The 14,580-nt window shown below is 57.4% G+C and carries 3 protein-coding genes; all 3 read right to left on the reverse strand.

Translation table 11 applies throughout. From position 1 onward, the window contains the following. The coding region (locus RWS31_RS10220; protein ID WP_314598098.1) for a YDG domain-containing protein at positions 1–11,669 on the reverse strand (11,669 nt) is incomplete at its 3' end. A gap of 112 nt (positions 11,670–11,781) precedes the next feature. After that, entirely contained in the window at positions 11,782–13,143 is a 1,362-nt protein-coding gene (locus tag RWS31_RS10225) for a flagellin (protein ID WP_314598100.1), read from the reverse strand. 233 nt (positions 13,144–13,376) lie between these two features. Continuing rightward, the gene (locus tag RWS31_RS10230) at positions 13,377–13,928 is read right to left on the reverse strand and encodes a sigma-70 family RNA polymerase sigma factor (RefSeq protein WP_314598103.1); all 552 of its coding nucleotides are present in this window, start codon (positions 13,926–13,928) and stop codon (positions 13,377–13,379) included. Between the last annotated feature and the right edge of the window lie 652 nt (positions 13,929–14,580).

The following is a 14,580-nucleotide window of genomic DNA, read 5'->3' on the forward strand; positions in this document are numbered from 1 at the left end:
CCAGACTGTGCGCCCTGCGGCTTAACATTTGCCCCCGGCTGTGCGCCCGCAACACGCGCGGCTTCATTCGCCGCGCCCGTCGCGCCCTGCACCTTGCCGTTCGCACCTGCCGCACCGCCAATGCCCGCGCTGCTGCCGATGTTCGTGCCTGTCCCTTGCTGGCGGATTCCCGCAGCGCTGGCATTCGTACTCGTACCCTGCTGCGATTTCGTACCGCCGATGTTGACACCCTCGCCCGTATATGCGAGCGCGGCGTTAAGATCCTTGCTCTTGCCGAACGCGTTGCTTTCATCGAAAGCCGCCCTCTCGTACACCTTGCTGTCGGGACGTATCGTGCGCTCAGGCACGACCTTGTCGACGCGCGGCGCGACGAAGAGCTTGCTCGGCACAGAACGAAGCGTATAGTTGCTGCCATGGGAGACACCTTTGCCATCGACATAGGTGTAGTTACCACTCGCCAGTGTTTTTACGCCATTCTTCATGTACCAGCCCAGAATCTCATGCGGATCCGGGGTGCTGTAGTCCACGCTGCCCTTCGGCCCATAGAAGAACATACCGCTGTTGAAGCTCTGCAAATCTTTCTTGACCTCGTCCGTCAGCGGGCTTCCTTCGTTCGCCTGCGCCGAACCGTCTGCGATGTGACCCGTGAAGTTCATGCCACCCTTACCGACGTACGTCGCCTGCCAATCGAGCAGAACGTCCAGCGTGCGGCGTCGGATAATGCCCTTGCCGTAGATGGTGTTGCCGCCCTTTGCCGTCGTGATTTCATAGTTCGCAAGGACGGGTTTGTGCTTCTCATCCTTCTTGAAGGTGTAACGCACCTGGTGATTCTTGTAGTCCTGTGCGTCGCTGTCGGCTGCATTCGCATCAACGTATCTGTCCTTGTCGTCGCGGTAGACGCCTTGGACGCCCAGAGCAGTCTTCACGGCATCGCCCTCGCCCTTAACGAGACCGTTCGCCTCATTCTGCTCCGCACTCGCTCCGTTATAGTTGAAGCTCAGATTGCCTAGAGGATTGAGGACGTTCGCCGTGCCGTCGTAAATCTTGTTGGCGTCCTTCGCAGCATCGATCTTGATCTTGCGGCGATTGATCTCGCCCTGATTTGACACGATCTGCGCCTTGCGGTCGCCCGACATCAGCGAACTGCCCGCTGCATCGACCAGCATGTAGTTGTCGCTGTTCATGGCGATGTCGTACGTCACACGCCTGTTCTTGCCGACGTTCTTATTGTCGTACTCCGCTTTTGTCAGCGTCATGCCCCTCGCCTTGTCCTTGGCCTCCCAAGTCGGCTGTGCGGGGGCGGAAATTCCCTCGACTTTCGCATTCTTGTCCACGAGATGGATGTTGCCCTCTCGGAAAGCTGTCTTCGTTTCAAACGCATCCTTGCCCTTGGCGTCCTTGCCTATGTACTTGCGAAGATCGCGAACCTCCCGCGTGCCGTCGTACTCCTTGACGATCGGTTCATTCTTGAGCGTCGCCGTGATCGGGCGCGGCGTGATCTTCGCCGAATCCTTGAGATTGGACGTGTCGAGCGTATAGTTGCCCGCCTTGTTCTGTCCGTTGGTCAGCGCTATGCCTTCGTTGTAGGTGACATCCTGCGCCTGTACGCCGTTCTTGTCCTTCTTGACGTTCGGCGAGGCGAACTTGCCGACGTTATGCGTCTGATTGAGCTTGACATCGCCCGCGTCTGCAGCGACGACACCTTCATCGCCTACGGCATCCACGAGTTTGAACGTGCGGCTGTGAATCTTTCCGTCCTTGACGGCATACTGCGTGCCATCGTAAATCTTGTCCGGCGCAGCCGTGCTCGCCGGATCGAACGCTACGCGCACGATGCGCGGCGTGATGCTGCCCGTGCCGAGCACGGTATCGGTCTGCACGCCCGAGGGAAGATTCGCCGACGGCAGTTCGTAGTTGCCCTGCTTGACGGCGTCGCCCGTCTTTTGGAGTCTGTACTCCACGAGCTTGCCATCTTTGAGGACATTGCCCTTGTCATCCCGTACCACATTGGCGTCAGCCAAACGCGAGGTCTTGTCGAGGAACTGCGAAGAATCGGTATCGACCGTGAAGTCGATGCCGTCGTCCTTGAGCATCTTCGCCGCATCCTTGTCCGTGACGTGCAGTCTGGAGCGAAGCTCCTGCTGCTTTTTCGCCAGTTCGCCGGCGCTTAGGGAGGGTGCGGTCAGAGCCGACGTGCCGTCGTAGATCTTGCTGTAGGCGTCCGCCTGCACCTCGACCTTCCTCGGCGTGATCACCGCCCTGAGTCCCGACTTGTTGTCGGTATGGGTATCGGTCGCGGCGTCGCTCAAGCGGAGATCGGCGCCGCTCGGGTTCTCCGAAAGCTCCCAATCCTTGTAACGAGCACCTTCAGCCTGGTTCGCCCACGCCTTGTCACCGTTGATGCGCTTGAGCTTGTAGACGATGTCTTTGTTCAGCGTATCCGCCGAATCGGCACTGTTTTTCACATTGGCGTCGCTCTGGCCGTGGTGGGCATGTCCGCCCGAGAGGTTCTCGTAGTGCGGACGGTAGCCCTCGTAGTCGCCCTTCTCGTCGCCGTACAGCGTATAGTCGAGCTCGATGGGCTTCTCACCCGTGCCGAGATCGACACTGAGCTTGAGCTTGTCGTGGAAGGCCTGCTTGTTCTCAGGGCTCAGCGCCTTGCCACCGATCTTGGCGAGCGGATCTCCGTCGTATATCTTGGAGAAGTCCGCGCCGTTCTTCAGCCACGTCTTCTTGAGGTCGAGCGTCAAAGGCTTGATGACGCCCGTGCCATAGACGGTGTTGTCGCCGTCGTAGAAGTAGTTGTTTGCGACGGAACCGGGCGTCTGCAGGCTGGCAAGGGCATCCTTGACGCCCGTAAGTTCGACGTCGCGCGTCTCGGGCGTGCCGTTGAGATTGCCCTGCGGGCGCTTGACATGCTTGTAGACATTCGTGTTCTGCGGCGTATTGAGGAAGGAGCCTTCCACGGCGCGATCGCCGTAGCGGCCGGAAATCTTCCCGGCAAAGCGATCGGCGTTCGCATTCGCCGGATCACTGAATTTGAAGAAATCGCGATCTTTCTCGGCGACGCCGTCGAACTGCAGACCCTTCTTCACAGCATCCGTGACATTGGCGTTACCGTCGTAGTTCTTGCCCCAGCCGTTCGTCTTCGTCAGCGTCAGCTGCTTCTGCCAGATGTTGCCAAGGCCGTCGAACATGTGCCCTTCGCCCGTCTGCGGGTCGATGAACGACTGCGACGTGGCGGTCTTCAGCGTATTGCCCGCTTCGTCGACGACGCGGATCTGAAAGGAATAGTTCTTGTTCGCCGTCGCATCCGTGAGGCGCATCTTGTAGGTGACGTCCTTGTTCGCCGGCTGCAGCGGGCCCGTGTAATGCGGGTCGCGGTTCGCATTGGCGTCCTTGTACTCGCCCGTCGCGTTGAAGTCGAGCCCCTCGCCGTGGGCGAAGCCGCTGTTCTCGTCGCCGCCGATCTTGCCGTCGCCGTCGAGCGTGATGACCTTCTTCCAGTCGAGGTTCGGATTGTGTTCAACGAGCTTGCCCGTCTTCTCGTCCTTCGTATAGTAGCCGTCCTTGACCTCCGTCGTACCATCGTAGATCTTCTGCACGAGATGGAGCGTCAGCGCCACGCGCCTACCAAAGATCTCACCGCGCCCGACGGTCGAGGTCGAGCCGTCCGGGTTCGTCACCTTCTCGCGGCCATAGTTCTCGCTGAAGCGGTATACGCCGTCGGCGCCGAGCGTGGCGCCCGTGACACGCGAGTAATCGAAATTGCCGTCGTTCAGGGCGAACTGGAACTTGACGTCCTTGCCCTTGCCGACGTCCTTCGCCGCGGTATTCGCACTCGCGACATAGTCGGCGCGCTCGACCTTGTAGCCGTCCGCCCTAAGGTCGAGCGGCGTACCGTCGTCCTTCGTGTAGCGCGTGCGCATATAGTTGACATACCGCGAGGGATTCTTGACGTCCGCTGTACCATCGTACGACTTCTTGATCGGCGTCGTCGTAAAGCCAGCCTTGAGGTCATCACCCGTCAGGATACGCTTCGTGATCTCACCCTCGCCGTGCAGGCTGTAAGTTTCGCCGCTCCGCGCGACCTCCTTGCCGTTATACGACAAGACATAGTTTGATGCCTTCGTCGACCCTGTGCCGACGAGCTGGATATTGCCGTAGTCAACGCCCTTCTGATTGACATTCTCATTGAGATACGTCGCTGTGTAAGCCGTGCGGTTCAGATCGCCGCCGTCCGCACCCTGCCAGCCGCCTGTGATCTTCAGCAGCGTGTCGGGGCTAGGGTTCTTGACCTTCTTGCCGCCGTCGTACTGCTTCGTCGCATAGTCTGCCGTCACAGTCAGAGGCGCACGCTTGATCGCGTTCGCCGTCGTCGTAAGGCCGTCGTTGTTTCCTGCTGCCCTATTGTAAACGACGGCATTGGGATTCGCCGCATCGTAGACGATGTAATTATCTGCATAGTCCGTGCCGTCGGCATCCTTACCGTCGATCTTGAGCGTGTACTTGACGGTCTTATTCGCCGTATCGGAGGCATCGGCGGCATTGGCGCCCGCATAGACCGCCGTCGTCGCATTCGTGCCGTAGCCTGTACGAAGCCCGGTATCCTTATCGCCCTCCGTCCGCTTGCCGAACGTCACAAGTGCTTCGCCTGTCCGCTCCGCACCACCGATCAGCACCTTCGTGCCGGCGTCGTACGTCTTTTCTCGTGCTCCCGTGACCTTCGCGTAGACCTTGCGCCTCTCGATGTCGCCCGTGGCCGTCAGCGTCTTGTTCGCAGGGCCTGTGAGCGTATCGAAGGCGTAGTTGTCCGCAGCATCGCCTGTGAGCGTCGCCGTATAGGTGATCTGGCGCGTGTTCGTCGCCGCTGCACCCGGGTCGACCGTCGCCGTCGCCTTGTCGAACGTCGCCGTCGTCTCCAGCTTGTCCTTATCCGCCTTGACGAAGTTCAAGATGGAAAGGTTCGACTTGTCCGCCGCCTGCGTGCCGTCGTAGACCTTGCGGATGTCCGTACCATGTGCGAGATTCGCCTGCAGCACGCGCTTTTCGATGTCGCCCTTCGTATAGCGGTTATAGGTGCCGTCGGAGAGCATCTGATTGCCGTCGGCGTCCGGCGTATAGAAGTCACTAGAGAAATCGAAGTTGTTCTGCGCCGCATCCGAGAACTTGAGGTTGAACAGCACCTTCTTGTTCTGCCCCACATTCTTGTTGTCCGCCGTATTTCCAGCATTGCGGTACGTCGCCGACTTGACCTTCTCGACGTCAATGTCGAAGAGACGGTGATTGCCGCTGTCCGTGACATAGCTGTCCGTGATGTAGGTTTTCCAAGCCGTGGGATTTTCCGTATTGCCGTCAACATACGCTGTTCCGTCATACGTCTTCGTGACCGGCGCCGTGCGGAAATTCAGCTTGAAATTATTCTTCGTAACTTGGAACGGCGTGATCTCGCCGTCGCCCGTCGTCTTAAAGAAGCCCGCCGCCGTGTCGGCGTCGAGCGCCTTACCGGTGCTGTCGGCGAGATAGTAGTTCGCCGCATCCGCGCCTGTGAGCTGGATGTTGTTGTACTTGATGTTGTCCTGCTTCGAAGCGGCGGTCTTCGTCGCGTTCTTCGACTTGTAGACGCGCGTGTACGTCGTATTGAGATCGACGGTATCGCTCCCCTGCTTGTCGCCGCCGACGAAACTCAGTCCTGCATTCGTCGTGGAAGGCACGCCGCCGATCTTGACGACATCCGTGTTGTCGAACTCCTTCTTGACGCCGGTCTGCGTCTGAATCTTGAGGGCGCGGCGATGGATCGTGTTCGTTGTCGTTGTCAAGACGTACTTGCCCGAAACGACAGGAACCTCCGCTCCCGTCTTGCCGTCGTGAAATGCATAGTTGCCCGCGATCGCAGGATCCGAGTCGATCGAGAGCGTGTAGTCGACCGTCTTGTTGCCCGTGCCCGCCTTCTTGTCGCGATAGGAGGCCGTCGTGGCATTGAGGCTCTTGTGCGCGTCGATCAGACCCGTGTCATCGACAGCCGTGCCATTGAGCTTGTTGTCAAACGTCACAAGTTCGCTGCTCGAGAGCTTATGGCCGTCGTCGCTTCCGCCGCGCACATCAACGTCTGCATTGTAAATCTTTGACACGTCCTTGACATGCGCATAGACCTTGCGCTTGTCGATCGTGCCGTTCGCCACCGTGCGCGAGAGCGTGCCGTTCGCCGCATCGAAAGAATACCCTGTGGGAAGATTCGTGAACTCGTAGTTGTTCAGAAGCGAGCCGTTCGTGCCGTCGCTCTTCTTCAGCGAGATGGTGTAGGTGACGCTGCCCGTGCCCGTGTTCGCCGAGACGTTCGGGTTGGCATATGTCGCGCTCTGGAGCGAATAGTCCGTGTTCTTGACGTACGTCTTCGGCGTGCCGCCGAGATTCATCGTCAGACCAGTGATATAGTCTTCGACCTTTCCGCCGGCCTTCTTGACGAGCTTCGTGCCATCGTAGGTCTTGCGAGCGGCGGCGATGTCGAGGTTGAGGTCGCCCGCATTGAACGTACGCTTGTCGATCTTGCCCGACCCGATCCTCGTATCGGAGACCATCTTGTAGTTGGAATCCTGGAGAGCCGCCTGGATGTTCGAATACTTCACGCGGTCCGTATACTCACCGGCATCGCTCTGCGGCGTCGTGCCGTCCTCGCCCACATAGGTTCCCGTGAGCGCCGCCCTATTGAGCGTCGGATGCTCAGCATTGAGCAAATCCTGCACCTTCGTCCGCATATCCGCGCTTTCGTCGTGCGGCTTGAGCGTGTAGCCCCAGGTGCTCGCCGTCTTGTCTACAGCCGACGTGCCGTCGTAGGTCTTCCGTGCATAGTTGAAGTCCACATCGATCTCGCGCGGCTTGATGACGCCTTCGCCCTTGAGCTCCGTCACGACTGTATCGTTCTTGTCCACGAAGTAGTAGTCGTTCTCGTATTCATTCGGGGAAATCTTTAGCTTGTAGGTCACAACATGCTTGTTGGACTGGACATTCTTGTTGTCATACTCCCCGACGATGTCACTGCCGTCGCCATAGGTACCGCCGAGCTCCCTCGGCGCGAGGTTGTCCACGGTGACGATAGAAGAACCTTTGAGCTTCTCGCCCTTGCCGTTCGTCACATCCTTCGTGCCGTCATAGACCTTTTCATGCTGCGGATTCAGGAGCGTCGCTTGGAGCTTCCTCTGCTCGATCTTGCCATACGCCGCCTTCGTCATGGAGATATAGCCGTCGGAGTCCGGAGACAAGGCGCTGAGATCGTAGTTGTCCGAAGCGTTCGTCCCCAAGAAGGGCTTCACCTTGAAGGTGAAGCTATACGCCGCCTTCGTCGTGCCGCCGATGACGAGATAGTTGCCGTCCTTGTCCACATTGGCATGTTCGTTCCCGAATTCGCCGATGCGCTCATACGATTTCTGCGGCGTATGGAGGAAATCCAGCTTTTGTCCATTGCCGAAATCGAGTTCCAGCGTGTTGAGCTGATTGTTGTCCCCGGCAGCCGTCGTACCGTCGAACACCTTGCTCTGCACGCCGAAATCCATCTTGAAGTTCGTGCTGTTCGCAACGAATGTCGTAATCTTGCCCGTGCCCGTGCTCGTCGACGCATCCTTGAGGACATAGTTGCCATCCGTGATCGTTGGCTTGAAGTCGGACTTATAACGGACGGTATACTGCGCGGGCTTCCCGGAGATCTGTGTCGTGCCGTCCGTCCTGTAGTTGGCATCCGTTGCTTTCTCAGCGTCCGCAGCCGCACTTTCGTAGTATGTGCCGACGACGTCCTTATCATCGCCGAGCGTCAGAGCCACGTTCTCGTGCAGATCCGATGTGACGTGGTCATAGCCCTTGTCCTTGAGCTGCTTGGCATAGACGTTCGACGTCCTGTCGTAAGAGCGCACGACCTCGGGCAGATTGTTCAGCGCAAGCTCGCGCGGCGTGATCTTGCCCGTGCCCGTCATCGTGATGGCGCTGCCCACGGTGCCATTCGTCGTCTGCGTACCCACGCTGTATTTGAGGCGATAGTTCGCCGCTGCAGCCGCAGCCGTCGTCGCGTCCGCACCCGTAAGCTCGATCTTGTACTCGACGTCCTTGCCATCCTCGATGACATTGCCCGCCGCCGTGCGCGAGACGTCCTTGTCGCCAGCCTCCGAGCCGCTCGTCTTTTTCTTGTAAACGGCAGACGTCGCCTTGATCTCCGCGCCATCGCCTGCGACGAGCTTGTGATCGTCGGTCGTGCCTGCGGCGTAGCCGAAGTTCGTGCCGAACACCTTGTTGTTCGTCGTGCCATTCGTGCCGTCCGTGACAGCCGTCGTCTTGTCATACACCTTGTCGATGCCCGTCTTCTTCAAGAGGTCGACCGTGATGTCGCGCGGCGTGATCTCACCTGCACCCGTGGCGTCGTAGGTGTCCGTCGTATTGAGCGCCCGCGTCACGCCGCCGCCGAGATCAAGCTCGTAGTTTGCGAGCGTCTCGCCGTTCGTCGTGTCGCTCGCCTTGAGGGTATAGGAAAGAACACGCGCACCCGTGGGATTTGTGGTCGCGTCGTAGACGTCCTTCGTCGTCGTCGCGCTCGTGGCGCTGTTCTTGTAGTAGGCCTTGTTGTCCGCTGCGCTGATGGTGAACTTGAGCTTGTCCTTGTCCGCCTCAGCGACATTCTTTCCCGTGTCCGTGGCAGTACCGGACGCCGTGTCGACCGTGCCCTGCACCTTACGCGTCGTGCCGTCGACGACGAGGTAGTCCGTGCCGTCGTAAACCTTCGGGGTACCGGTACCCGAGACAGTGAAAGCCGATGCGTCAATCTTGCGCTTTTCAATCGTGCCCGTGCCCCAGATCGTACCGCCATCCGTCTTCACCGCGCCGATGTAGCGGTCGTTGGTCTTCTTGTTCGCATCGTTCGTGAGGGATGCGTAATCCGTCGCATGCGCGGCCTTGTACGCATCCTCGCCCGCAGCCTTCTCACGGTAGAGCACGTCGCCCGTCTTATTGACGAGCATATAGTTATTCGTCGAGCCCGTCGCTCCGGCGGCAAGCTTGATATTCTTGTAGGCGATGTCGCGGTTGACCTTGGCATTGCCCGAAGCATTCTCGTCGGCATCGGACGATTTGTCCTTCATGTACTTCGCCTCGATGTCCGTGTAGTTGAGCTTGACGTCGCCCGCGGCATAGCCGCCTGCATTCTTCGCCGTGAGCTTCAGCACATCGTTCGTCGTCTTCGGATCAACCGTGCTCTTCACGTTCGCCGTGCCATCGTATATCTTTTTGTAGTCCTTCGCAGGGTCAAGACCGACGACAATCTTCTTCTGGCGAATATTTCCCTTGAGGCCGGAAGCGGGCGGCGTAAGGCTGGCAGCATCGATATTGCTGTAGTTTACCGCGTCCGCTCCCGTGAGCGTGAAGGTCCCCCCTATAGTCAGCGACTTGCCGTAACCGGCATTGGCATCTGCGAAATTGGCAGTCACAGGATGCGCCGGATCAATGCCGATCGTTGCATCATCGCCGTCTATGACCCCTGTGAGCCGGATGCTGTCCGCCGTCAGGGAATTCTCCAGCGCCTTTTTCGCATCGGTCGTAGTGTCGTATTCCTTCTCGATCGTCAAATCATTCCAACTGCCGACGACTTTACGCTTCTCGATATCGATGTTCGCACCTGCGACGTCGTAGCCGTGCTGGCCGCTGTAGAGCATGGCCTCCTTGCCCGCATTGCGGCGGCCATGATTGGTATTCAGCTCGATGTTGTTCGGCGCGGCGGGCGCAGGACTCGGATAGCCGTGGATCGTGACATCGGAAATGCCGCCGATCTCCGTCCCATCCGCCTTCGTCATCTTGCGATAGGTGGCATCGTAAGTGCGCTTGGGCATATCCTTACCGTTGTTCGTCTTGAGCGTATCAGCGATACGCTCTGTGTATGTACTGGCGACATTGCCGCTGTGCCCGTGATTCGGCCGCTCAAAATCGGCATACGAATACTCCGCCTGCACCGTGCCCTGCATGAAGGCGGTCAAAAGCGGATTCGAATGCCCAGCGAAGAGACGCCATGTCGTGTTCGCACCGCCCTCGTCGGAGATGTCCCAGTCGGCATAAGTGGCGGCCTGCTCAGCATCGCCTTTCTGTGCATCTCCTGTCGCTGAAGTAGGTCGAACAAGGGTAGCCGTATCAGAATTAATCGTATAAGAATTTTTTACAATATTGTTGTTTGTCGCCGGCATCAAGTCGCCACTCGCTGTATATGCATCCTTGATAAAGGTATCCGTCGTGAACGACCCCAAATCTGCATAAACACCGAAAGAAACGCCGGGGGTTGTCGTTCCCGAATTATAAACAGCATATATTCTGCTTTTACCCGAGCCGCTCACATCCAAGCGTCCCAGTATGCCTCCACCATTGCCCACAGGAGCTGTGTTATAGGCATTATCCAAGGAGGCATCTCCCATTTTTCCAATAATGCCACCAGCATTGCTTCCCGCACCAATACTTGTCGTCGATTCATTATAGACGGTACTAATAACCGTGTTCCCTTTGGCATGACCGACAAGACCGCCGCCATATTTAACCGCAGAGAGATTCGCATCCTTCAGCCCGACGTTCATGATGGTCGCGTCGTCCGTCGTACCAAACAGCCCCACATATTCCGCACTTGTGCCCTCGTGCGCCGTGTCAAATGTCAAGCCCGAGATTTTATGGAACATGCCATCGAATCTGCCTTTGAAAGGAGTTGCTTCCGTACCGATCGGCGTATGCGGTGTACCCGTTGGAAGAGTGATATTCTTGCGCAGCATGTAGTTGGCATCTTTATCGTTCGTCGTCATACCATTAAGGTCTGTGTCACTGGCAACAAGTTTATAAATATTGTCCTTCGTAAGATTCCTGTACTTATTTCCCGCTCCCGTGGACGGCGCAGCATTGCTTGTGTCATATCCGACATGCACATAGCCCTTATAAGGACGCACTTCCTGCTCGCCGCCAGCCTCCACCTTCAACGGATCTGTATTGGCAAGCGTATATACCTCGCTCGACTTGATATTCGCATCGTTCATGATGCGAACGCTCCTGCCCTCGAGGACGATCTTTGTCGCTTTCAAGTTTTTTCCAGCAGTATCAACAAGACTGACGACATCGGCTTTTGCCGACGAAGCCGCCTTCCCGTTTGCTGGCGTGTCAATGACAGTACCATTTCCAATCTTGCTGCTGTTCGCCGACTGCGAATAGTCAACGCCTGTCAAATCCTGCGTCGTCACATAGAGGTTGCCGACGTCGACGCTCGCACCCTTGCCGAAGATCACGCCGTGCGAATTGGCGATATAGACATTGTTGCCGCCCTTCATCTCGCCGTCGATATGCGACGTCACATTGCCCGTGACGATATTGAGGTAATTGTTCGTCTTTGCGCCGTTGTCAAACTGCACGGTCTCGCCGCTCTTGATGGAGAAATCCTTCCAGCCGATGACGTTGTTCGTAGGCGTGGACGAAGATGTTGTGGGTTGGATATTCATCACGTTGCCAGACGTTTCGGATTTTATTATTTTCGCATCAATCGCGTCACCAGTGAGCGCGCCTTTATCATGCACGGGCATGCCATGTGCCGTCGAGGCAAGGCCGAGGAGGCCGGCAAAGAGACCGAGGCTGACCTGACACGCCAAGGCGTCCTTCTTGCTCATTCCTCTCATTTCTCATCTTCCTTTCTATCGCAAGAGAAGCCACCACAAGATGTGGTGGCTTTCTTTCCTTCTCGACTCCTGCCTCGGCAGGGCATTGAGGCGGCAAAAGCCACCTATATACTTACTGCAGCAAGCTCAGCACGCCGCTCGACGACTGGTTCGCCTGTGCGAGCATGGCCTGCGCCGTCTGCGTGAGGATGTTGCTCTTCGTGTAGTCCGTCATCGCTTTCGCCATATCGGCGTCGCGAATCGTCGACTCGGCACCCTGCGTGTTCTCGCTCGCCGTGATGATGTTTGACGACGTGAACTGCAGGCGAGCTTGCGCCGCACCGAGCACCGTCTGCTGGTCAAGGCACATGCCGATGGCATTCTCAATGACATTGACCGCCGCATTGGCGCGCGCACGCGTCGTGACCTGAATCGCCTTCGAGTCGGACCCCATCATGCCGAGCGCCTTCGCGTGCATATCGGTAAAGCCGACCTTGACCGCCTGGTTCGATCGCGTGCCGATCTGGAAGACCATAGCATTGTCGGGCGTCGGATCTTGGGCGCGTACCGTCATCTGGAACTTGTCGAACATATTGTTCTGCGCCTTCTTGATATTGCCCTGTGAATCGGTCAGGCAGAATGTCACGCCGCCGATCTGACCCGTCGTGCCGCCGTTCGCTGCACGAACTGTCAAAGCGTCCTTGCCATCCGCCGTAACGACATCATGCCCATACTGATCAATGCCAACCTTAGACAGCCCATTTGGTGCTGGTCCTTGGTATGCCTCCAAATCTGGCATTCCAGGGTCTGGAACAAACTTACCAGTCCCACCTGCGGCATTAGTAAAACAAGCGGCCAAATTAAAATTACCGACACGGAAGGTTTTCTCATACGTCTTACCATCTTTGACATAGGAAACCGTCATCCAATCCGTCGGCAGAATGCCGAGACTATTGCCGTTGCGATCCTTATAATCAGTCAATGCCGTGCCCGTCGCGCTCGTTCCCTCTGCAAACGACTGATTTGCCCAAGAGGAACGTGTGCCGCCATCATCAGCACGCACCCGATTGTTGTACGTGCCGCTCATCAGAATCTTGCCGTTGTACTGGATATTCGCGTTGTCGTTGATCTGGTCGACCATCGCGTCCATTTCCTTCTGGATCGTCGCGCGGTCATCGTCCGTGTTCGTGTCGTTCGCCGCGTTGATGCACTTCTCCTTGAGCGTGCGCAAGATCTCGACGGTCGAGGCGACAGCGCCCTCGGCGACCTTCATCATGCTGTTGCCGTTCTGCGTGTTCTGATTGTCCTGGTCAAGCGCACGGATCTGCACGCGCATGCGCTCAGAGATCGACATGCCGGACGGATCATCGCCCGCGCTCGTGATCTTCATGCCCGAGGAAACCTGTGCAAGGCTCTTCGCACGGTCTTTCTCGTTCTTGTTCAGCGTGTTCAGCGTATTCGCTGCCTGCATATTGTTCTTTACTACTAGTGGCACAGCAAAAACCTCCCTGATCATTGACGCCACAGCCAAAGAAACGCGCTTCCTTACGCTGCGACTGTCTTCCCTGATATGCCCAGAGGTCTCCGCCGACCTCCCTATCACTTTACAGCAATTATATCGTAGCTTCCTCCATTTTCCTTAAGCAAAGCGATGATTTTTTTTGCCATGAAGCCCCAAGAGGTCAAGCCGAAGGCGCTGACCTTTCGCCGTTTTTCCATATTCTCCGATCACACGAGCAGCTTCTTCATCTTCTGCAGCGCGCGCCGCTTGACCACGGCGGCATAAGCGGCGCTGAGGCCGAGCTTCGCTGCGGCTTCCTTGAGACTCCAATCCGCAAGATAGACGAGCGACAGAAGCTCCTTCTCGCGCTCCGACAGCGTCCTCATCGCAGCGAAGAGCGCATCCTTGAGCGCGAAGTTTGCAGCCGTGCCGCCTGCGGCATCATCTACGACAGACTCCCAGAAGCTCTTGCCCTCCTCGTCATCTCCCGGATGCACCTCGCGCTGCCAATAGGCGCGCTCGCGGCGGAAGAACGTATGCAGATCGCCGTAGACGCGGCGCTTGGCAAAGCCCTCGAACGGCACGCCGAGCGCCGCGTCGAAATCGCGCACGGCGCGCAGGAAGCTCTCGCGTGCCGCCTGCAAAGCGTCCTCAAATACGGTGCGCAGATGGCGCTGCCGCGCCGCACGAAAGAACATCCCCTGAAACTTCTCGCAAAGCTCTGCCAGAACTTCGCCATTTCCCCTCTGCGACTGCAAAACCATTTCGTTGATCGTCATTTTCCTCACCCTTGGGCGAGGAACCGGTTCCTCTATGTATTAGCGCTGGCCGCTATTGTAGCGAAAGGGATGCGGCAGGCGCAAAAGCCGAGTGAGGGCTGACTCGACGGGAAGTTTGGGAGGAAGTGGCCTCCACAAGCGTTGCAGCCCAATCCAAAGCCCTCCCCGCAGAACAGCAAAACCCAGCAAAGTACAGCTTGCACAGAACTCAGCACGTATGCTATACTATATACGGCAGGAACGATAGAGGGATACCGTATCCACATGCAAAAATCCCCCCAAGGTGGTAGCTTGGGGGGATTTTCTTGTTCCCTTGTTGCGGGCAGGGAACTACTGCCCAGGCCTGTTGCCTTTCACTCTCTCGTCAAGCCATTTGCAAAGGTAGTGGCAGACTACTCCTGCCGCGACGGAGAGAAGGAACGATAGAGGGATGCTCTCCATATCACATGCACCTCCTTCCCGTGCCAGTATGGAGGAGGCAACGAATAAAGTATAACATACTCTGATGCATCAACGCCATATGAGTCGCAAGCCAACAATTCCACACAGCAAAGAGCGCCGCAGCCCATTTCGCTGCGGCGCTCTACGCACGTTCTTTCATTTTCTTCTATTTCCTTCCTAGGGAAACGCTGATAAAATGAAGTCGCCCAGA

The sequence above is a fragment of the uncultured Selenomonas sp. genome (assembly GCF_963528755.1).
In the GTDB taxonomy this organism is placed as follows: Bacteria; Bacillota; Negativicutes; order Selenomonadales; family Selenomonadaceae; genus Selenomonas.